The organism is Allobosea sp. BE125 (assembly GCF_031456075.1).
Classification (GTDB): Bacteria; Pseudomonadota; Alphaproteobacteria; order Rhizobiales; family Beijerinckiaceae; genus Allobosea.
In genome coordinates this window covers 273,391-292,260 of sequence record NZ_JAVDTY010000009.1, presented here as the reverse complement: position 1 = coordinate 292,260, position 18,870 = coordinate 273,391, and the positions used below count along the sequence as shown (strand labels likewise).

General features: G+C 64.9%; 25 protein-coding genes and 1 pseudogene. 12 read left to right on the top strand and 14 right to left on the bottom strand.

Annotated elements, in window-relative coordinates; translation table 11 throughout:
- Positions 1 to 95: pseudogene (locus J2Y55_RS20770) on the top strand (IS5/IS1182 family transposase); the annotation flags it as partial.
- 158 nt (positions 96 to 253) lie between these two features.
- Entirely contained in the window at positions 254 to 745 is a 492-nt protein-coding gene (locus J2Y55_RS20765; protein WP_310157494.1) for an Lrp/AsnC family transcriptional regulator, read from the top strand.
- Between the two features lie 260 nt (positions 746 to 1,005).
- On the opposite strand, the gene J2Y55_RS20760 is transcribed toward J2Y55_RS20765, so the two are convergent.
- From J2Y55_RS20760 to J2Y55_RS20740, 5 genes are all read right to left on the bottom strand, one after another.
- Positions 1,006 to 1,674, bottom strand: a complete 669-nt coding sequence (locus J2Y55_RS20760; RefSeq protein WP_310157492.1) for a haloacid dehalogenase type II — start codon at positions 1,672 to 1,674, stop codon at positions 1,006 to 1,008.
- Between the two features lie 228 nt (positions 1,675 to 1,902).
- The gene (locus J2Y55_RS20755; RefSeq protein WP_310157489.1) at positions 1,903 to 2,415 is read right to left on the bottom strand and encodes a GNAT family N-acetyltransferase; all 513 of its coding nucleotides are present in this window, start codon (positions 2,413 to 2,415) and stop codon (positions 1,903 to 1,905) included.
- Positions 2,416 to 2,630: 215 nt separating this feature from the next.
- A complete protein-coding gene (locus J2Y55_RS20750) occupies positions 2,631 to 3,284 on the bottom strand; it encodes a glutathione S-transferase family protein (RefSeq protein ID WP_310157486.1) in 654 nt (217 codons plus the stop codon).
- A complete protein-coding gene (locus tag J2Y55_RS20745) occupies positions 3,281 to 3,754 on the bottom strand; it encodes an SRPBCC domain-containing protein (RefSeq protein ID WP_310157484.1) in 474 nt (157 codons plus the stop codon). The genes J2Y55_RS20750 and J2Y55_RS20745 overlap by 4 nt, the downstream gene beginning before the upstream one ends.
- On the bottom strand, positions 3,751 to 4,095 hold the full coding sequence (locus J2Y55_RS20740) for an ArsR/SmtB family transcription factor (protein ID WP_310157483.1): 345 nt from the start codon (positions 4,093 to 4,095) through the stop codon (positions 3,751 to 3,753). Before J2Y55_RS20740 ends, J2Y55_RS20745 begins: the two co-directional genes overlap by 4 nt.
- 157 nt (positions 4,096 to 4,252) lie before the next feature.
- Between J2Y55_RS20740 and J2Y55_RS20735 the strand changes: the two genes are divergently transcribed.
- Positions 4,253 to 4,495, top strand: coding sequence for a type II toxin-antitoxin system Phd/YefM family antitoxin (locus J2Y55_RS20735; protein WP_310157481.1), 243 nt, complete (start codon positions 4,253 to 4,255; stop codon positions 4,493 to 4,495).
- A 27-nt stretch (positions 4,496 to 4,522) separates the two neighbouring features.
- Positions 4,523 to 4,948, top strand: a complete 426-nt coding sequence (locus tag J2Y55_RS20730; protein WP_310157478.1) for a type II toxin-antitoxin system VapC family toxin — start codon at positions 4,523 to 4,525, stop codon at positions 4,946 to 4,948.
- A 24-nt stretch (positions 4,949 to 4,972) separates the two neighbouring features.
- Here the strand turns inward: J2Y55_RS20730 and J2Y55_RS20725 are convergent, their stop codons facing one another.
- Genes J2Y55_RS20725 through J2Y55_RS20715 form a run of 3 tightly spaced genes read right to left on the bottom strand, consistent with a single transcriptional unit; the run spans position 4,973 to position 6,569 of the window.
- Positions 4,973 to 5,512 (bottom strand): hypothetical protein, encoded by a 540-nt coding sequence (locus J2Y55_RS20725; RefSeq protein ID WP_310157476.1) that lies wholly within the window; start codon positions 5,510 to 5,512, stop codon positions 4,973 to 4,975.
- Positions 5,509 to 6,366, bottom strand: coding sequence for a hypothetical protein (locus J2Y55_RS20720; protein ID WP_310157474.1), 858 nt, complete (start codon positions 6,364 to 6,366; stop codon positions 5,509 to 5,511). The genes J2Y55_RS20725 and J2Y55_RS20720 overlap by 4 nt, the downstream gene beginning before the upstream one ends.
- Entirely contained in the window at positions 6,363 to 6,569 is a 207-nt protein-coding gene (locus tag J2Y55_RS20715; protein ID WP_310157472.1) for a hypothetical protein, read from the bottom strand. The genes J2Y55_RS20720 and J2Y55_RS20715 overlap by 4 nt, the downstream gene beginning before the upstream one ends.
- A gap of 73 nt (positions 6,570 to 6,642) precedes the next feature.
- On the opposite strand from J2Y55_RS20715, the gene J2Y55_RS20710 reads away from it, so the two are divergent.
- A complete protein-coding gene (locus J2Y55_RS20710) occupies positions 6,643 to 7,380 on the top strand; it encodes a S24 family peptidase (RefSeq protein WP_310157470.1) in 738 nt (245 codons plus the stop codon).
- Positions 7,381 to 7,652: 272 nt separating this feature from the next.
- On the opposite strand, the gene J2Y55_RS20705 is transcribed toward J2Y55_RS20710, so the two are convergent.
- Entirely contained in the window at positions 7,653 to 7,898 is a 246-nt protein-coding gene (locus J2Y55_RS20705) for a hypothetical protein (RefSeq protein ID WP_310157468.1), read from the bottom strand.
- A 172-nt stretch (positions 7,899 to 8,070) separates the two neighbouring features.
- On the opposite strand from J2Y55_RS20705, the gene J2Y55_RS20700 reads away from it, so the two are divergent.
- Together J2Y55_RS20700 and J2Y55_RS20695 are read left to right on the top strand one after the other, a co-directional pair.
- Positions 8,071 to 8,400, top strand: coding sequence for a hypothetical protein (locus J2Y55_RS20700; protein WP_310157466.1), 330 nt, complete (start codon positions 8,071 to 8,073; stop codon positions 8,398 to 8,400).
- Between the two features lie 132 nt (positions 8,401 to 8,532).
- Positions 8,533 to 8,850: a hypothetical protein gene (locus J2Y55_RS20695; RefSeq protein WP_310157464.1), complete on the top strand. Its 318-nt coding sequence runs from the start codon at positions 8,533 to 8,535 to the stop codon at positions 8,848 to 8,850.
- A 26-nt stretch (positions 8,851 to 8,876) separates the two neighbouring features.
- Here the strand turns inward: J2Y55_RS20695 and J2Y55_RS20690 are convergent, their stop codons facing one another.
- Positions 8,877 to 10,337, bottom strand: coding sequence for a cryptochrome/photolyase family protein (locus tag J2Y55_RS20690; protein ID WP_310157462.1), 1,461 nt, complete (start codon positions 10,335 to 10,337; stop codon positions 8,877 to 8,879).
- Between the two features lie 141 nt (positions 10,338 to 10,478).
- On the opposite strand from J2Y55_RS20690, the gene J2Y55_RS20685 reads away from it, so the two are divergent.
- From J2Y55_RS20685 to J2Y55_RS20675, 3 genes are all read left to right on the top strand, one after another.
- Positions 10,479 to 10,838 carry a RidA family protein gene (locus tag J2Y55_RS20685; protein WP_310157460.1) on the top strand — a complete coding sequence of 120 codons (360 nt, stop codon included), beginning with the start codon at positions 10,479 to 10,481 and terminating at the stop codon, positions 10,836 to 10,838.
- 30 nt (positions 10,839 to 10,868) lie between these two features.
- Complete coding sequence (locus J2Y55_RS20680) at positions 10,869 to 11,756, top strand: transglycosylase SLT domain-containing protein (protein WP_310157458.1); 888 nt, start codon at positions 10,869 to 10,871, stop codon at positions 11,754 to 11,756.
- A gap of 351 nt (positions 11,757 to 12,107) precedes the next feature.
- Positions 12,108 to 12,689, top strand: coding sequence for a L,D-transpeptidase (locus tag J2Y55_RS20675; protein ID WP_310157456.1), 582 nt, complete (start codon positions 12,108 to 12,110; stop codon positions 12,687 to 12,689).
- Between the two features lie 464 nt (positions 12,690 to 13,153).
- Here J2Y55_RS20675 and J2Y55_RS20670 read toward each other — a convergent pair whose 3' ends face one another.
- On the bottom strand, positions 13,154 to 14,662 hold the full coding sequence (locus J2Y55_RS20670) for a tripartite tricarboxylate transporter permease (protein ID WP_310157453.1): 1,509 nt from the start codon (positions 14,660 to 14,662) through the stop codon (positions 13,154 to 13,156).
- A complete protein-coding gene (locus J2Y55_RS20665; RefSeq protein ID WP_310157451.1) occupies positions 14,662 to 15,084 on the bottom strand; it encodes a tripartite tricarboxylate transporter TctB family protein in 423 nt (140 codons plus the stop codon). The genes J2Y55_RS20670 and J2Y55_RS20665 overlap by 1 nt, the downstream gene beginning before the upstream one ends.
- Positions 15,085 to 15,331: 247 nt before the next feature.
- On the opposite strand from J2Y55_RS20665, the gene J2Y55_RS20660 reads away from it, so the two are divergent.
- Positions 15,332 to 16,030 carry a hypothetical protein gene (locus J2Y55_RS20660; protein ID WP_310157449.1) on the top strand — a complete coding sequence of 233 codons (699 nt, stop codon included), beginning with the start codon at positions 15,332 to 15,334 and terminating at the stop codon, positions 16,028 to 16,030.
- A gap of 157 nt (positions 16,031 to 16,187) precedes the next feature.
- Here the strand turns inward: J2Y55_RS20660 and J2Y55_RS20655 are convergent, their stop codons facing one another.
- Both J2Y55_RS20655 and J2Y55_RS20650 read right to left on the bottom strand, forming a co-directional pair.
- Positions 16,188 to 16,952 (bottom strand): alpha/beta hydrolase, encoded by a 765-nt coding sequence (locus J2Y55_RS20655; protein WP_310157446.1) that lies wholly within the window; start codon positions 16,950 to 16,952, stop codon positions 16,188 to 16,190.
- Positions 16,953 to 17,171: 219 nt separating this feature from the next.
- On the bottom strand, positions 17,172 to 17,540 hold the full coding sequence (locus J2Y55_RS20650; RefSeq protein ID WP_310157443.1) for a gamma-butyrobetaine hydroxylase family protein: 369 nt from the start codon (positions 17,538 to 17,540) through the stop codon (positions 17,172 to 17,174).
- Positions 17,541 to 17,699: 159 nt separating this feature from the next.
- Here J2Y55_RS20650 and moaA point away from each other — a divergent pair, with 159 nt between their 5' ends.
- Entirely contained in the window at positions 17,700 to 18,728 is a 1,029-nt protein-coding gene (gene moaA, locus J2Y55_RS20645) for a GTP 3',8-cyclase MoaA (RefSeq protein WP_310157517.1), read from the top strand.
- The last annotated feature ends 142 nt before the right edge of the window (positions 18,729 to 18,870 follow it).

Sequence of the window (18,870 nt, the reverse complement as noted above, 5' to 3'; positions counted from 1 at the left end):
CCACGCGCTACGATAAGCGAGACGACAACTTCCTCGCCTCAGTCCAACTCGCTTCAATCCGCATCTGGTTGCGAAGTTATGAGTCGGTCACCTAGAGCAGGATGCGAAAAAGTGGGAACCGGTTTTTCGCAATCGATCCTGCTCTAACTCTTTGATGAGAGACGGATTCAGATTTCAGACGGGATCACAAAGTGACCCCGTCTGAAATCATCCGGCTCTAGCGCAGCTCCCGAGCCCGGACGAATGTAAGCGCATGGAAACCGCAGTTTCACTCGATTGGCTCGACATCAAGCTGCTCGATCATATGCAGCGAAACGGCCATTGTTCGAATGTCGAGCTGTCGGCTGCCGTGGGCCTTTCGCCGAGTCCCTGCCTCGCCCGGGTGAAACGTCTCTGTGAAGCGGGCGTGATCCGGGGCTATGACGCCAATATCGCATTGGAGAAGCTGGGCAATTTCATCACGGTTTTCAGCGAGATCACTATCAGCGAGCACCGGCGCGACAGCTTTCGCCTGTTCGAGGAGGCGGCTGAGAAACTGCCGGAGATCACCGAATGCTACAATGTCAGCGGTGGCTGCGATTACATTCTGAAGATCATCGTCGAGAGCATGTCGCGCTTTAGCGCGATCAGAGATGCCATGCTCGAGCTCGATGTCGGCATCATCAAATTCTCCAACAGGATCGTCCTGAGAAAACCTTTCGAGACACGGACCGTCCCGCTGCGACATCTGGCGCCGAAGCGCTAGCGCGGTTTTCGACCTGAGTGAAATACAGACCGTCATTGCGAGAAGCGAAGCGACGAAGCAATCCAGGAGGACGTAGAGCTCTGCCGTTTCTGGATTGCTTCGCTGCGCTCGCAATGACGGTTCACTCAGATGGAAATCCGCGCTGGATTTCCATTCAGCCGATTGACGGCGCCGCGCCGGGATCACGCTGCAGGGCGATTCCGACGGCAACATCGTGACGGATGCCGCCGCAATCAGATTGAACAGCCCGGTTCCTGGCTTCAGAGGCCGAAGACGCCTGGCAGGCCGCCAATGTCCGGGATCTCGACATAGCCGTAATAGGGGTTTGGCGGCTCGTGGCCGCGATTGACCCAGACCTTGTTCCTGATGCCGAGATCATGCGCCGACATCAGGTCGTAGCGGAACGAGGAGGAGACGTGGCAGATGTCCTCGGGTCCGCAGCCGAGCTTGTCGAGCATGTACTCGAAGGCCTTGAAGCGCGGCTTGTAGGCGCCGGCCTGCTGCGCCGTGTAGACGGCATGGAAGGGCGCGCCGAGCCTTGCGACATTGTGCGGAATCTGCTCGTCCATCGCGTTGGAGAGGATGACGAGTGGGATCTCCTTCGCCACCTTGGCGAGGCCGGCCGGCACATCCGCGTGCGGGCCCCAGCTCGGGACCTGCTCATAGACCCAGCGCGCATCCTCGGGGCGGAACGCGACGCCGTTGCGACGGCAGGTCTGCTCGAGCGCGTTGTAGACGATCGCCTCGTAAGGCTTCCAGTCGCCCATCACCTCATCGAGGCGGTAAGCCGAGAAATCATCGATGAGTTTGCGCATGGCGGGCTCGGCCAGCTTTGCGCCGTAAAGCGCGCGCGCAGCGTCCGCCATCGCGAAATAGATCAGGGTCCCGTGGCAATCGAAGGTCACGTATTTAGGCTTGATGACATCCATCATCGCTGCTCCCGATTGGCGAAGCGATCGGCCTCGCTTCCGCTGCGATCATAGTGTCCGGCGACCTTGCGCCGGGCCCTGTATCGCGACCGTGTCGAGCAGGAATTGCTGCAGATAATTGCCGTCGCAGCAGATCGTTCGCCTGTCCGGACGGGGCTGCGCCGATGGCATGGCGGTGTTCTGGAGTGGTGGTCTAGCCGCGATCACGTCGACGTCGCGCCGGTCCCGCTAATCCTCCTTCATGAGCCGCTGGAACCATGTCGAACTGATCCATAGGCCGCGCTTGCGCGCATAGTCCTTGAAGGTTCCGACCTCTTCGAAGCCCAGTTTGCGATGCAAGGCGTTGGAGGCCTCATTGGGCTGCGCGACGCCGGCCACGGCGAGATGGACATCCTCATCCTGCAGCAGGGCGATCAAGGCGCTGTAGAGTCTCGTCCCGGTTCCGCCCCGGCGTCGGTCGGGATGCAGATAGATGCTGGTTTCAACCGTCGTGTCGAAGGCGGCAGAAGGCCGATAGCGGCTGCTATAGGCGGCTCCAAGCAGATGGGCGCCGTCATGCGCCACCAGCAGGCGATAGCGGCCTGCACCATAGCCGTCGAACCACGCCCGACAGCTTTCGAGGGTGAGGAGTTCCGTGGTGAAGCGGGCGTTCGTGTTCTCGATGTAGTGATTGAAGATGGCCATCAATTCGGGAATGTCGTCCACAAGTCCGGGCCTGATCAGGACGTCGTCATTGGGCATTGATCCGAGACCTTTCTGGACAGGCTGGCATACGGACGTGGAAGACCCCGTTCACCTGGCCGCATCGGAGCCTTTGGCCTCGCCGGTCCAGATGCTGAGGCACGCGGCTGCGCCTGGAGCATGTCCGCGCTTCTCCGAACCGCGACAATGCTCCAGCTCCTTGTTTTGTCGCATTGTCTTCACGCGAACCGGTGTCCACTTCGCTCGAAAATGCTCTAGTCCCGATCCGGGGCGCCGAGCGGGAAGTAGTGGCGGAAGCGCCGCGCCTCCTCCACCGCACGGGCGAAGGACGGCCGTTGCAGCAGGCGCGCGCGATAGGCCAGGAGATGGCCGTAATGCGCAGGAATTCGATAGGTCCAGTCGGCATAGAACAGCGAAGGCGCGGCAGCGCAGTCGGCCAGGCTGAAGCTCTCGCCCACCGCCCAGCTGCGCCCCTGCATGCGCTGGTCGAGCCAGGCATAGCTGGTGTCCAGCATCTTGCGCGCATCCTCGACGCCGTAAGGGTCGCGGCTTTCGGGCGGGCGCAGCGCATCGTGGACGAACTTGCCCTGCGGCGTCATGACGTAATTGTCGAAGAAGCGGTCGAGCATGCGCGCCTCGAGGGCGAGGTCTGGATCCGCGGGGATCAGCTTCACCGGCCCTGGATAATGCAGCTCCAGATATTCGATGACGATGGAGGCCTCCAGCACGGTGCGGCCGTCATCGCGCAGGATCGGGAAGCGCTTCATCGGCCATAGCGCTGCGAGTTCCTCGCTCACGCCGGCCGCCTCCAGCATCCGGTAGGTGAACGGGATCTCGTTTTCGTAGAAGGCGATGAGCGCCTTCTGGCAGTAGGACGAGAACGGATGGGCGAAGAGTTCGATGGTCATGAGAAGGCCCTCGGTTCGCGCCCCTCGATGACCGCGACAAGGTTGTCGATATGCCAGGTCGTGCCGTGCTCGCGCCCCTGCACCGCCTCGACGCCGCCGGTCAGATAGGAGCCCTGTTCGGTGTGGATCAGCCGGGTCCTGCCGCCCTCGCCCCTGAGTTCGAGCGTCAGCAGCGACACCGACAGCTTATCGCCGTTGTGGAACATGTCGTAGACGAGGATGATCCGCTCATTCGCGACGATGTCGTGATAGGTCGCCTGGAAGTCGGTGGTCATGCCGCTGGGCCAGCGGGCGTGGAAGCGTTCCCTGCCGCCGACGCGGAAGTCGAAGTCGCGATTCAGGGTTTCGATGTCCGTGGGCGCCCTGAACCATGCGCTCTTGGCCTCGAGGCTGCCATAGGCCGCAAAGACCCGCGCCGGCGAAGCGTTCAGGACGCGCTCGATGGTGAATGTGGCGTTGGTGACGGTCATTGGTCCTCCTCCGGAGCGGTTTGGGCCAGATAGGCCTCCAGTTGATCGTATTGCTGTTCCCAGAAGCGCTTGCGCTCGGCGATCCAGCCTTCGACCTGCCTCATGGCCTTGAGCTCCAGGCTGCAGGTGCGCACGCGGCCCAGCTTCTGGCTCTTCACCAGCCCGGCCTCCTCCAGAACCTTCAGGTGCTGGACCACGGCCGACAGGGTCATCGGCAGGGGCTTGGCCAGCTCGCTGACCGAGGCCGGACCAAGACACAGCCGCTCGACCATGGCGCGGCGTCCGGGATCGGACAGGGCCTGGAAGGCGAGATCGAGCGGTTTGGGTTGATACTGTAGCATTTGCTTAAGTGTTGACCCGAGAGCAGGCAGGAGTCAACCGGGGTCCTCGTTTGGCCTTTCGCAGGACTTGGCATGGTGGCCGCGCTGGAACTCTTACGCGCGACGCGCTATATGACCATCTACATAGTCATGAACGCGTGAGATGCAGGAGCCTGACATGAACGCGATCAATCTGGCCGATGCCAAGGCCCATCTGAGCGAGTTGGTCGACCGCGTCGAGGCCGGCGCTTCAATCGAGATCACCCGGCGCGGCAAGCCGGTAGCCCGGCTCACCGCCGTGGCCACACCGCGCAAGCCGATCGATGCCGCCCTGCTCGCGGCGCTGACAGTGACCATGCCGGCGCAACCCCAGAGCGCCGCCGATCTGGTGCGGTCGATGCGGGATGGCGACCGCTACTGATGTTCTAGCTTCCAAAAATTGAGAGCAATGCTTTATCTCGACACATCGCTGATCGTGGCGGCGCTCTCCAACGAAGCGATGACGCCGCGCGTGCAAACCTGGCTGGCGGCGCAGGATCCAGCCCAGCTTCTGGTCAGCGACTGGACCATCACCGAGATGTCCTCGGCCATGGCAATCAAACTGCGGACCGGGCAGATCCGCCTGGAGCAGCGCGCGGCCGCGCTCGCCATGTTCAACAAGCTCACTACCGAGAGCTTCACCGTGCTCGCCGTGACAAGCGGGCAGTTCCGGGCGGCGGCGAAGTTTGCCGATCAGCATGCGCTGGGGCTTCGCGCCGGCGACGCGCTGCATCTCGCCATCGCATCGGAGCATGGCGCCACCGTGCACACGCTCGACCAGCGGCTCACTGAGGCCGGCCCAGCGCTCGGTGTGCCCACGCGATTGCTGGCATGATCCAGAGTGCTGGCATGATCGCCCTCACCGATACGGATGGGCATTGCGGGGGACCAACCCGAGATACTCGGCGAGGATGAGCAGCGCGGCCGTGACGCGGAAGCCGACTGCGCCGGGAATGGTCTCATGGTCGAGGGCGACGCGGTCGAGCGCCTGGAGCGTCGCCTCCCCTGCCCCGTCGATGACGGCCTTGCGCATGGCGTTGAGGCGCGACTGGAGGCGCAGGATAACCTCGTCCGACAACTCCCGCCCCGAGCCCGCCCCGACGACGATGAGGCCGACCGGCACGCCCTTGGCGGCGCGCCAACGCCGCGTCGTCTCGGTATATTCCTCGCCGGCGTCGTAAAGCTCGCGGCGCAGGCGGCAATCGAGCACATGCCGGCCGAGCGGCGAGGCGCAGAGCTGGTCCTGATTGCCCCGGCGATGCGGCTGGGCCAGCACGGTCGCCCGCTCGCCCTGCTCGCGTTTGAGGCGCGCCGCCTGCCGCTCGGCGGCGCTCGGGCGCTGCGGACGTCCATTGGGCTCGCGCTGGACCATTGCACGCTTCTTTCCGGGCCTGCTCATGCTGCCTTGTCCTTGTTTTGGGGGGTAGCGGGGGCCGGGAAATACCAGCCCTCGGCCTTGGTCCTGGGGTCCTGCGTCGTCATCCCCGGCTTGTGGCCGGCCGCCACGCGCTCGCGCCATTCGGCTGTCCCCTTGACGACGAACGCCTTTGGCGGCCCCTGGCTCACCGGGGCGCGTTTCTGCAGCGCCTCCGTGATGATCGGGACGTAGAACTTCCACGAATTGACCCTGCCGCCCGACGCAGGCCTGGCCCGGATGACCGGCAGGATGTCGCGCTCAAGATCAGCCTGGCGATGCAGCAATTCGGCGATCGGCGCGAAGGATCCGAGCCTCTGCGAGCCCGCAGTCTCGCAGCAGCGCCGTTCTGCTTCGATCAGATCGAGATCCGGCGCGCGCGGCGCAGACGATGCCGCGCCAGCGGAATCGTCTTCTGTGTCTGAATCTGACTCTGTCTCTGACTCTGGCGGCGTTGCGCAACGTTGCTGCAACGCGGCCACGCCGCTGCGCATCACGTCGCGGTTTTTGGCTTCCCGGTGCCTGCGCGAGCGCTCGGTGCTCTTGTCGCTCTCATATTGCCGGGTTTTCCAGGCGCTGACCGCATCGCCCGTGATCATGCCGATCTCGGCCATCGCGGCGAAGGTCACTTCAATCGTGCCGGCCGGCTCGCACAGGGCGGCGGCGACGCGGCGCGGCGTCGTCTCGAAGCGCCCGCCAGCATCGGTCTCGGCGGCGCTTTCAAGCAGCGCGTGCCAGACCGCGATGGCGACGGAGCGCGAGCAGGCCGCGATGAGCGCGACCTCGGCCAGCTTGTCGTCCTTCACCGTGCCGGCATAGGCGCGATACCAGCGGCTCATTGGCTGTCCCGATCACGGATAGGCGCGGGCGAGCGCATGAGCGGCCCCGACAGGGCTGGCGCCTTGTCGCGTTCGGCTTCAGCGGCCTCGATCAGCTCTTGCTCGCGCAGTTCTTGCGCACGCAGCTCTTGCGCACGCCTGAGCCGCGCCTGGCGACAGAGACCGGCCGCAGCCGCGGCGAAGGGGATGATGATGGCGCTCATGATGCTGGACGATACATATCGTATCGTGTAAGGTCAAGATGAAACGTATCGTGAAGCGTGCGATACAGGAGCAATGGACACACCTTCCAATCGCCTGCGACAAGCCCGGGAGCTGAGAGGCTTCCCCAGCCCGACGGAAGCCGCCCAGGCCTTCGGCTGGAACGAGGTCACCTACCGAGCCCATGAGAATGGCGGACGCGGCATCAAGCAGCCCGTGGCGGAGAAATATGCCAGCGCCTTCCGCGTCAAGGCGGGCTGGATCCTGTTCGGCGATGGCGAGGCGCCCAGCGGCGCCGACGGCCATGGCGTCGCCCCAAGGCCCGCGTCGCCGCGCGGCTACCTGGCCGAGCCCAATGCGGTCTTCGAGGGCCAGGCAGCCTTGCCGAAAACCCATGGCCCCAGCGACATCCAGGAGCTCGGCATCACGGTCGGCGGCTTTGCCAGCGATGACGACGCCTTCGAGATGAACGGCCAGGTCATCGATATGGTCAAGCGGCCGATCGGCATCCTGGACCGCAAGGACGTCTTCGCGCTGCGCGTCTCCAATGACAGCATGGCGCCGAAATATGAGGATGGCGAGCGCGTCTATGTCGAGAAGCGCAAGCCCGCGATCCGGGACTATGTCGTCATCGAATTGAAGCCTGCCGAGGACGGCCGCCCCGGCAAATCCTTCATCAAGCGCCTGGTCTCGATGAATTCCGGCAGGGTCACGGTCGAGCAGTTCAACCCCGCCGGCCGGCTCGAATTCGACGCCAACGCGATCAAGCAGATCCTGCGCGTGATCCCGGAGCGGGAACTCAGGGGCGAGTGAGCAGGACCTCGGCATTATTGGCTGCGTAGAGGGGCCGGCTCTCATTGTCTTGGCATTGAACCACTCCGTCATCCCGGGCGTAGCGAAGCGCAGACCCGGGATCCATGCCGGAGCGCTGCCTGGTCAGGCTCAGGCATGGATCCCGGATCGGCGCGGCCAAAGCCGCTTGTCCGGGATGACGGCGCGTTTCCCTGCCAAGGCAGCAAGCTCCAGCTCCTTGTTCTGGCGCGTTGTCTGCGCGTGAACCGGTTCCCGCTTTTCGGGCCGATGCCCTACCCCCATCTGAAGGCCGGAATCAGCGCGACATTCTTGCCTATTCCGCCGCCCGCCCGACAGACCGAGCAGGTCAATTTCGGCCTGAGCTCGTCAGCGCAGTAAATGCCGCGATCGACGAAGCGGGCCAGCATCTGGGGCGTCATGCGCTTCTCGTTGCCGCAATCGTCGCAGCGGATATAGAGCGCGGCAAAATCGGCCAGGCCGGGCTTATCTCGCGACATCTCCCGGCAAACACTGCTCATGGCCGAACCCTCTTTTGTTCACTTAATGTTCTCATTTAAGCCAGCCCGGCAACCTGAAGTCGAGTCGTAAATCGGTAGCCTCCTCAAAATAAATCGTATCGATAGCGATACTATACGTATTGACGCCGGTCGATACATTTTGCATCATATCGCCATTGCAGGAGAGACCCGGATGAGCGCCAGCGCCGCGACATTCCCGTTCGAGGATTGCGATTTCGATCACGGCGATGTCTGCATCGGCGGCGTCGACGTGATCGAGATCGAGACGCAGGACGGCGTCGACTTCACCGTCATCGACATCATCGCCAGCAAGCGCAGCCAGACCATGCCCTGGCTGGTCATGGGCGTGACCGAGTGGGTTTCCGGCGATCTCGCCCGCCCCAGGGGCCAGTCCCGCATCCGCAAGGCCTATCAGAGCCACATCGCGGAGCGCGAGGATTGCAGCGCCGCAGACGCCGCCGATTTTGCCCATGACATGCGGCTGAACGCGGCAGCCGCGTGAAGGGCATTCTCGGCTTGGGTCCCCTCGCCTCACATGGAACACCGCGCGTCAGGCTGTGTTCATGTCCCTGCGGGCAGATTACGCCTTTGTTCGGCCTCACGGCCGGTCACGCAATCGGGAAGGGAGTTCGCCATGTCGAGGATTTTTGCGTTGGTCGCCTTGGCGGGGCTGGCCGCCCTGTCGGGAACTGCCGCCCAGGCGCAGTATTACGACCCCTATGGCCGCCCGCCCCCGCCGCGCTACGATTACGACCGGCCGCCACCGCGCGACTGGGAATATGAGCGCCGGCGGCCGCGCTATGACGACGAGCGGCCCTATTATCGCCAGCGCCGCTTCGGCGAGATGTGCGTGACCTCGCGCGGCAGCTGCGAGACGCGCCCCGCCCCGGTTGGCGCCGGCTGCGGCTGCTATATCGACGGCTTCGGCCAGAAGCGCGGCATCATTCAGTAGCTTTCGCGCAGCGCGGCGCCTGCGGATCAATCCGTGGCGCCGCGGATCGTCGCCAGCGCGTCGAGTGCGCGCTGGCGTCCAAAGGCCAGGTCGATGACCGGGCGCGGATAGGTTTCGCCAAGCCTGACGCCGGCATCGCGCCGGCTCGCCGCATCTGCCTGCCAGGGCGCGTGAATGGCGCCAGCGTCGAGCCCTGCGAGCTCGGGCACCCAGCGGCGCACATAATCGCCCCTGGGATCGAATTTTTCGCCCTGCGTCACCGGGTTGAAGATGCGGTAATAGGGCGCCGCATCCGCGCCCGAGCCCGCGACCCATTGCCAGCTTGCAGCGTTGCTCGCCGGGTCGGCATCGACAAGCGTGTCCCAGAACCAGTCCTCGCCCTGCCGCCAGTCGATCAGCAGATGCTTGATCAGGAAGGAGGCTGTGACCATGCGCACCCGGTTATGCATCCAGCCGGTCGCCCAGAGCTCCCGCATGCCGGCATCGATCAGCGGATAGCCGGTCCGGCCACGCTGCCAGCGCTTCAGCGCCTCGGTGTCGGCTCCCCAGGGAAAGCCGTCGAAGCGGGCATTATAGTTCTTCGTCGCAAGCTCGGGATTGTAGAACAACAGATGGTAGGAGAACTCGCGCCAGCCGATTTCCGAGAGGAACTTGTCCAGATCGGACGCGCCGCCCGCCGCCATGCCGGCCGCTGAGGCCGTTTGGCAGGCATGCCAGATCTGGCGGGGACCGATCTCGCCGAAGCGCAGATGCGGCGAAAGCCGCGATGTCGAGACGAAATCGGGCCTGTTGCGCCCTTCGCCATAGCCCCGGAGCGAGCCGGAGAGAAAATCACTGAGCCGCTCGACCGCGCCCGCCTCGCCCGGCGTCCATGCGGCGCGCAGGCCGCCGGCCCAGTCCGGCTTGGCCGGCTCGAGCGCGAGATCGGCAAGGTCGAGCGCCGCCCTGGCGAGAGCGCTCGGGAGCGGCAGCGGCACAATGCGTTGCGGCGCGGGCTCGGGCGCAGCCGGCTCGCCCTTGGCGCGCGCCGCACGCCAATAGGGCGTGAACACCTTCATGGGCTCGCCGAGCTTGCTCGACACCTGCCAGGGTTCGTTGAGGAGATGGCTGTTGAAGCTGCGCACGGTGACGCCCGCGCCGACCAGCGTCTCCTTCAGATCGCGATCGAGCCCGATCGCGGCCGCCTCATAGCGTCGGCTCCAGGTCACGAGATCGATTCCGGCCTGCGCCACCAGCTTCGGCAGGAGATCGGCGGGATCTGCGCGCATCAGCACGAGTTCGGCCCCCCTCTCGCGAAGAGAGGCCTGGAGCGCGCGCAGCGATTGCGCCAGCCACCATCGCGAGGCGCCACCGAGGCCACGGCGCTCGCCGCCCTCGTCGAGGATATAAAGGCACAGGGTTGGGCCATGGGCGGTCGCGGCGGCGAGTGCCGGATTATCGGCTAGCCTCAGATCGTCCCGGAACCAGTGCAAGGCGGCTCTTGTCATGACACTTGAGTAGGGTGCGACGATACCAACCGGCAAGGTGCAGCCCTTCCCTTTGTGGACGCTGCGACATCGGGGCCTGTCCGCTGCGCGACATTGCGGGTAAGCAGGCGCTTTGAGCGATCAGGATGAGGACGCGAAGACATGACCATCGAACGGACCGGATTGACGCCGCGCTGGTGCGATTCCGCCGCCTTCAACGGCATCGTCTTCCTGGCCGGGCATTGCGCGGAGAAGACGCAGGGCGCTTCGCTCGCGGAGCAGACGCAGGAGGTTCTCGCCTTGCTGGAGGAAACGCTGGAGGCTGCCGGCAGCGGCAAGGAGCGCATCCTCAGCGTCCAGATCTTCCTGACCAACATCAAGGCGATCGCCGAGATGAACGCAGTCTGGGACGCCTGGGTCGCGCCCGGCAACGCCCCGGCGCGGGCGACGGTGCAGGCGGAACTGGCCTCGCCGGGCTATGCGATCGAGATCACCGCGGTCGCGGCCAAGCGTTCCGCCTGAGTCAGGGCAGGAATGGGGATGGGGCGCGGCATGACAAGGCGGCCATGGCTCGCCCCCGGCTTACGCCTGCCCGGCCTGATGCTCGCTTTGCTGCTGGGTGGCTCGCCGATTTTAGCTCAGGAGCCGCCCTCCTCGGGCATCGATGCTGCGCTGTGCCGCCTGATCGACGATGCGGCGACGGCACAGGCGGTGCCCGCCGGCTTCCTGACGCGGTTGATCTTCCAGGAATCGAGCTTTCGCCCCGCCGTCACCAGCTCGGCCGGCGCGCAGGGCGTGGCGCAGTTCATGCCCGGCACGGCGCGCGAACGCGGGCTCACCGATCCGTTCGACCCCGAGCAGGCCGTGCCCAAGGCGGCGCATTTCCTCAGCGATTTGCGCCAGCGCTTCGGCAATTGGGGGCTGGCGGCGGCAGCCTATAATGGCGGCCCGACCCGCGTCTCGAGCTGGATCGCAGGGCGCGGCTTCCTGCCCACCGAGACCGAAAACTACGTCCTCTCGATCACCGGCGCGACCGCCGAGGCCTGGGCCGAGGATGCGCGGGCGGGGACGGAAGGCGAGACCCGCCCCGCCCGGCCGGCGAGCCCCGACGGCCAGGCGCCGTGCCTGACCACGGTCGCGCTGATCCGCGCCGGGCGCGGCGCGCTTGCCGTCGCGGAGGCGCCCTTCGCGCCCTGGGGCGTGCAGCTCGCGGCCAATTTCTCGAAGGCGCGGGCGCTTTCGGCGTTTCAGCGGGCAAGCGCCCGGCATCGCGCCATCCTTGCCGATCTCTCCCCGATGGTGATCGGCACGAGGCTGCGCAGCCGCGGCACGCGCGCCTTCTACCGGGTCAGATTGCCGGCAGCGACTCGGGCGCAAGCCACCGCCCTGTGTCGGCGCATTCAGGACAACCGGGGGGCCTGCGTGGTGCTGAAGAGCTGAGAAGCCCTGTTTGGAAACTGCAGCCCTCATCCTGAGGAGCCATTCCCGAGGGAATGGCGTCTCGAAGGATGCTCCAGGAGGCTCCCGAACCATCTGGAGCATCCTTCGAGACGCCGCTTCGCGGCTCCTCAGGATGAGGGCTCAAAGGGGTTCCAAACAGAAAAGTCTCTGAGGCGGCTTGCAGTCTGTTGCTCACGCGCAACGCAGCGCGTCAAAGCCCTTGACCTCGCATCGATGTGATGATGGCGCAATTGCGCCGACCGAGCCGCTCTGACAGAAAATTGAGGAGATGTTGACACATTTGGGTCAACTTCGAGCTTAGCGCTCCCCCGCCATCCGTCCGAGGTCCCGATGAACCGTTTCTTCCGTATGGCCACGCTTGCCGGGCTTGGCCTGCTCGCTGCTGCCTCATCCGCCCATGCCTATGAGATCGATCCGCTGACGCGCCAGCCGCTGATGCAGAGTGCCGACCCGGCCAAGGCGCAGGCGACCGCGATCCCGCGCGAGCTCGTCTCCTATGACGGCAAGCAGCGCCCCGGCACCATCGTGATCAACACCACCGAGCGCCGGCTTTATTACGTGATGCCCGACGGCAAGGCGATGCGCTACGGCGTCGGCGTCGGCCGCCCCGGCTTCGACTGGGCCGGCTCGCAGAGCATCACCCGCAAGGCGGAATGGCCGAGCTGGACGCCGCCCTCGCAGATGCTGAAGCGCCGCCCCGACCTGCCGCGCTTCATGCCCGGCGGCCCGGAAAACCCGCTCGGCGCGCGCGCCATGTATCTCGGCTCGACCCTCTACCGCATCCACGGCTCGAACGAGCCGGAGACGATCGGCCAGGCGGTCTCCTCGGGCTGCATCCGCATGCTGAACGAGGACGTCATCGACCTCTATGAGCGCGCCAAGGTCGGCACCCGGGTCGTCGTCGCCCGCTGAGCGGCAAGAGACACACCGGGTTTCAAAAGAAGCTCGTTTCCAAAGCAAAGGCCGGCGGTGACGCCGGCCTTTTCGTTTGTCGCAATAGCGGGCGGGACCTCGACGGAGAACCCTCTCCCGGAGGGAGAGGGCAGGGTGAGGGGTCGGCCGTTCGACACTTTGGCCGTGACCTCACCGCTGCTTCGCTGTGGGGTTTCCACTCGACTGGTCCAGGGGCCTACACCTCACCCCTGCCCCTCTCACTGAACCCGGGTATACCCGGGTTCAGCACTCAGAGTGTCGAAGTCGGGTATACCCGACTTCGATGCAGGAGAGGGGTTCCCCGCGCTCTTTCACCGCCGTCGAGACCAGGATCAGGGCCTTCTACGCCGCCAATCCGAAGATGAAGGCGATCGGCGCGGAGATGACGGTGTGTTTCCCAGCTCATACTCACGGCCATCGCTCAGCGCTGAAGGCCGTCAGTATCACCCCGATGCAGCGGGCGCTTCGACCACCATCGCTCGCTTGGTCCGGAACGCGACGAACAGCTGAAAGGCGAAGAACAGCCCGATCAGGCTAAGCAGCGTCGCGCTGATCGGATGTGTGAAGAAGGTCGTGAAGCTGCCCCGGCTGATGATCATCGAGCGACGGAAATACTCTTCCAGCATCGGCCCCAGGATGAAGCCGAGCATCATCGGCGCCGGATCGAGCGCCAGGCGCATCATGGTATAGCCGATCAGGCCGAACGCCGCCGTCGTGAAGATGTCGTTGAGGCTGTTGTTGACGCTGAACGTGCCGATGCAACAGAAGAACAGGATCGACGGGAACAGCACGTTGTAGGGTATCTTGAAGACCGAGAGCCAGAAGCGCACCAGCGGCACGTTCAGGATCAGCAGGAAGCAGTTTCCGACCCACATGCTGGCGACGAGGCCCCAGAACAGGTCGGGATGCTTGGCGATCATGTTCGGGCCGGGCTGAATCCCCTTGATGATGAAAGCCGCCATCATCAGCGCCATGACGGCGTTCTCGGGGATGCCGATGCTCATCAGGGGAATGAAGCTGGTGCGAGCCGCCGCCTCGTCGGCCGCCGCCTGTCCGGCGACGCCCTCGATCGCGCCGTCGCCGATCTCATGCTTGTATTTGCTGACCTTCTTGTCGAGGGCATAGGCGGCGAATTGCGCGATCACCGGGCCGCCGCCCGGCAGGATGCCGAGGATGGAGCCGACGACGCTGCCGCGCAGCGCACTGGGAATGATGCGCTTGAACTCCGGCCAGGTCGGCATCAGGTGGATCTTGCCGTTGAAGGGCGTCCGTTCCTCGCGCGCATCGAGGTTCTTGGTGATCTCGGCGATGCCGAAGCAGCCCAGCGCCAGGCTGACAAGACTGACGCCGTCGGTGAGCGAGGGCAGCCCGAAGGTGAAGCGCTCCATGCCGGTCTCCAGATCGGTGCCGACCTGTCCCAGCAGCACGCCGAGCAGGCACATCGCCAAACCGTTCAGCAGGCTGCCGGTGGTGATGAAGCTGACGCAGACGAAGCCGACCAGCATCAGCGCGCAATAATCGGTGGGGCCGAACAGCAGGGCGACTTGGCCGAGCGTCGGCGCAAGGCTCGCCAGCACGACGATCGCGACCGTGCCGCCGATGAAGCTCGAGACGCCGGCGGTGAAGAGGGCCAGTCCGGTCTTGCCCTTCAGCGTCATCTGGTAGCCGTCGATGCAGGCCACGATGCTGCTGGCATGGGGGATCTTCATGGTGATGGCGCTGACGCTGTCGCCATATTGGGCGCCGTAATAGATGCCCGCGAGCATGATCAGCGCGCCGCCGGTCGGCAGCGAATAGGTCAATGGCAGGAGCAGGCTGATCGTCGCCAAGGGCCCAAGCCCCGGCAGCAAGCCGACCAGCGTGCCGACCACGCAGCCGATGGCGCAGTAGAGCAGGTTCGCCGGCGTCAGCGCATGCTCGAAGCCGAATGCGAGATTATTCAGGATGTCCATCAGAAGAGCCTCAGATTGAGCCCGAGGAAATGCTCGAAGACATAGGCCACGACGATGAGGCCGAGCGCGATCTTGAGGTTGCGCGTCCAGGAATAGGTCACCGCCGCAAAGCCCGCGATGAAGACCATCAGGACGATGCCCACCGCGGCGTTGACGAGCTGGGCCCCGACGACGAAGGCCACCAGCCCGAGCATGATCAGCGCGATGTTCTTGAGGTTGAAGCTGAGCGGCACCGGAGCGCTCAGGCGCGCCTGCACGATGATCAGCAAGGCAATGGCGAGCAGCGGGACGCTCAGCAGGAGCGGGAAGAGCCCGGGGCCGGCATGGGCCAGATCACCAAGCGGATAGCGCAGCGCAGTCGCCATGAAGAAAAGCGCTACCCCCGCGAGGAAAAACCCTCGCGCGGAATTCTGGTTGACCATGCCTGTGCTCCCTAGGTGGATTATTTCATTTGATTGTTGTTTTCCATGGAACCGCCGTCAAGCGGAACGCCGGCGCAGTTCACGGTTTTGAGGCATGGTTTTGTGGATGGGCCCGCCCGCAAGCCCACACCGGCCTTCTGCCGACCCGCCGCCAGGTTGCGCCCCCGCTGCGTCTCCGGAGGGTTGTCGCCAAGCTGCAGCTCTGCGAGGTTTTGGACCCCGTTCAACGAGCCTCAATGCGTCGTAGATGAGAAAAACCAGCTTTCTTGCCGTCTTTCCGCTCATCGCGGCGCTGACCGGATATCAGAGCACCCTCCCCGCCAAGGCTTCCGAGCCGACACTCGAGCAGACCGCGGAACTCTATTATCGCGCCTGGCTCAATTACGATCGTGCCAGCGCCATACGCTTGAACAAGGCTCTGCGCCTGAACAAGGAGCTGCGGCCGGAATCCGAGGGCCGGGACTACATCGACATGACGATGTTCAACGATCCGATCGCATGGCAGCTCAAGCGAATGGCGACCTTGACCGTAAAGACCGATCCCTCGGGACGCGAGTTGAGGCGCTTGATGGCCAAGCTCATCGTCGAGAGTTCAAGGCGTATCCGCTGCTCGGCCCTCGGCAGCAGGGTCGGCAGCGAGCCGGCCGGGGGCCGCTTCCACGCAACCGTCAAGCTCGATTGCCTGGTGCCGGACGCCGTCGCGGAACTGATGCAGGTGAAGCGCTCGGACGAGGGAGCGGATATGATCAACCCGACCCCGCGCCTCCTGAACAGCGTGATCGATGCCTATGCAAGAGCTCCTCTGACACGCCGCATTGCGACGGAGATGGATCTCACCGCCGGCCCGGCGAAGGAGCGCTGGATGCCGAGCCAGTATCGAACCGGTATCGATCTGGTGACGGGAGGCCTCATCGGCCAGATCAAGGAAGCCGGCCTCGGCAGGTAGGCGGGAGATCGCGGCAACTGAAGCGCCGGCCGCTTTTACAGAATTCGACGCATCGGACCTTGCCGTCATTGCGAGCGCAGCGAAGCAATCCAGGGGGCGTAGAGCGCTGCCGCTCCTGGATTGCTTCGCTGCGCTCGCAATGACGCGTTGGCGATGATCACTTGACGGCTGTCGCGAGGTCCCTGAGCGCAAGCAATGCGGCATCGCGCACCGAGCGATAGTCATGGGTCCCCTGGGTGGGGATGAAGACGGCGTTCTTGCCGGCCGCCCTCAGCGCCTCGACATAACGTTCGGCGAATTGCGGGCCGGCCGTCTCGTCATCGCGCCCGGTGATCGCGACCAGCCTTGTCGCAGGCCGCACGCTCCCGACGAGATCGATCGGCGACAGGCTGCGCTGCCATTGCGGCCGCCAGCGGCGGATGTCGCAGGGGCATGACACCAGAACGGCGCCGCCGATGAGGCCGGGCCGACGCGCAATCACATTGGCAAGGATCGCGGCGCCGCCGGAATGGCCCAGCCCGATCACTGTCCTTGCTCCAAACCGCTGCTTCACTTGCGCGATCGCCTCAGTGACGGTCCCGACGACCTCCTCGGTATAGCAATCGCGGCGCCCGCAATCGGAGCCTTCGCTGACCCGCGAATGCCGGTCGAAATATCCCGGCCTGATCAGGACGGCGGCGCTCGCACCTGGGACATCCGCGACGAAACGCTGCGCCGAACTCAGCATGTAGTCCGCGCTCCCCCCGCTCGACACGTCGCCATGGAGGAACACGGCCATCACCGAGGCCGGCCCCGGCGATGTCGGCCCATAGGGAATGAAGACCAGCCCGTTCGCGCAGTCTTGCGAGCCGGCGCAGGCCCATACCGGAGCCGCGGAACAGGCGAGCAGCACCGCGAACAGAGCAGCTACGAACGACTTCATCGCGATGCTTCCTCCGCGCGCGTTACCTTGAGACATAGCTCAGGGCTGGTTTGGAAACTCCAGCCCTCATCCTGAGGAGCCGCGTAGCGGCGTCTCGAAGGATGCTCCAGATGGTTCGGGAGCCTCCTGGAGCATCCTTCGAGACGCCATTCCCGAGGGAATGGCTCCTCAGGATGAGGGCTCAGAAGATTTCCAACAGCCTCCCATCGGCTCCCATCGCTACCCTCGCTTCACCCGCTCCCGCGACAGCCCCTGCTCCGCCAGCGCGTCGAGATAGGCCTGCATCTTGGCCTCGCCATGCTCGCCGAGCTCGCGCAGATAGTCCCAGGCGAAGATGCCGGTGTCGTGCATGTCGTCGAAGGTAAGCTTCACGGCGTAGTGGCCGACGGGCTCGACGCCGATGATCTCGACCTCGGCCTTGCCCGGCACGGTCTTCTTCTGCGTGGGCCCATGGCCCTGGACCTCGGCCGAGGGGCTTTCCACCCGCAGCAATTCGGCCGGCAGCGCGTAGGCCGCGCCATCCTCGAAGGCGACATGCAGGGTGCGGCGATCCTTGGCGAGGCGGATTTCGGTCGGCCATGCTGACATGGTTGTGTTTGCTCCAGGGCGACTGCGACGATGGCCGCGCTTGACCTTGGCCGCCGCAATGCCAATGTCTCACCGGATATAGCGATGCGGCCACCGCCATGCACCTGCCCGCATGCAAGCCGCCGTCTTCAGGGATGAAGCAGAGTGCTCCTCGACGACATCAAGCCCGATGTGATCGCGCCAATCGCGCGCGCGCCGCTGGTCGATCCGTTCGGCCGCGACATCTCCTATTTGCGCATCTCGGTGACGGATCGCTGCGATTTCCGCTGCGTCTACTGCATGTCCGAGGACATGACCTTCCTGCCCAAGCGCGACCTGCTGACGCTGGAGGAGATCGACCGCGTCGCCACTGCCTTCGTCGCACGCGGCACGCGCAAGCTCAGGCTCACCGGCGGCGAACCATTGGTGCGGCGCGATGTGATGAGCCTGTTCCGCTCGCTCTCGCGCCACCTCACCACCGGCGCGCTGGAAGAGCTGACGCTGACCACCAACGGCTCGCTGCTCGACCGCTATGCCCAGGAGCTGGCCGATTGCGGCGTGCGCCGGATCAATGTCTCGCTCGACACGCTCGACCCCGACAAGTTCCGCAAGATCACGCGCTGGGGCGATCTCGACAAGGTGCTCGGCGGCATCGAGGCGGCGCGCAAGGCGGGCCTGCGGGTCAAGATCAACGCGGTCGCGCTCAAGGGCGTCAATGAGGACGAGATCGAAGGTTTGATGACCTGGGCCCACGGGCTGGGCATGGACCTGACCCTGATCGAGGTGATGCCGCTGGGCGAGATCGAGCCCGGCCGCATCGACCAGTTCCTGCCGCTCTCGGTCGTCAGGGCGCGGCTGATGGATACGTACAATCTGATCGAGGATCCCTACCGGACCGGCGGGCCGGCGCGCTATGTCCGCGTCAAGGAGACCGGCGGGCTCGTCGGCTTCATCACGCCGATGACGCATAATTTCTGCGAGAGCTGCAACCGGGTGCGCCTGACCTGCACCGGCACGCTCTATATGTGCCTGGGCCAGGAGGACGCCGCCGATCTGCGCGCACCCTTGCGCGCCTCGCCCGACGATGCGGGCCTCCACCGCGCCATGGAAGAGGCGATCTCGCGCAAGCCCAAGGGCCATGACTTCATCATCGATCGCCGCCGCGCCAAACCCGCCGTCGGCCGCCATATGAGCGTCACCGGCGGCTGAGAGCCGCCGGTTTCCTTATGAGCGTGATCTGCGGCTGAGAGCCGGTTTGGAATGTGAGCCCTCATCCTGAGAGCCTGGTTCGAAATGAACCGAGCGATATCAGGAGCTTCCGATCGCTCGACAGCCCCGCGCCGTCATTCCG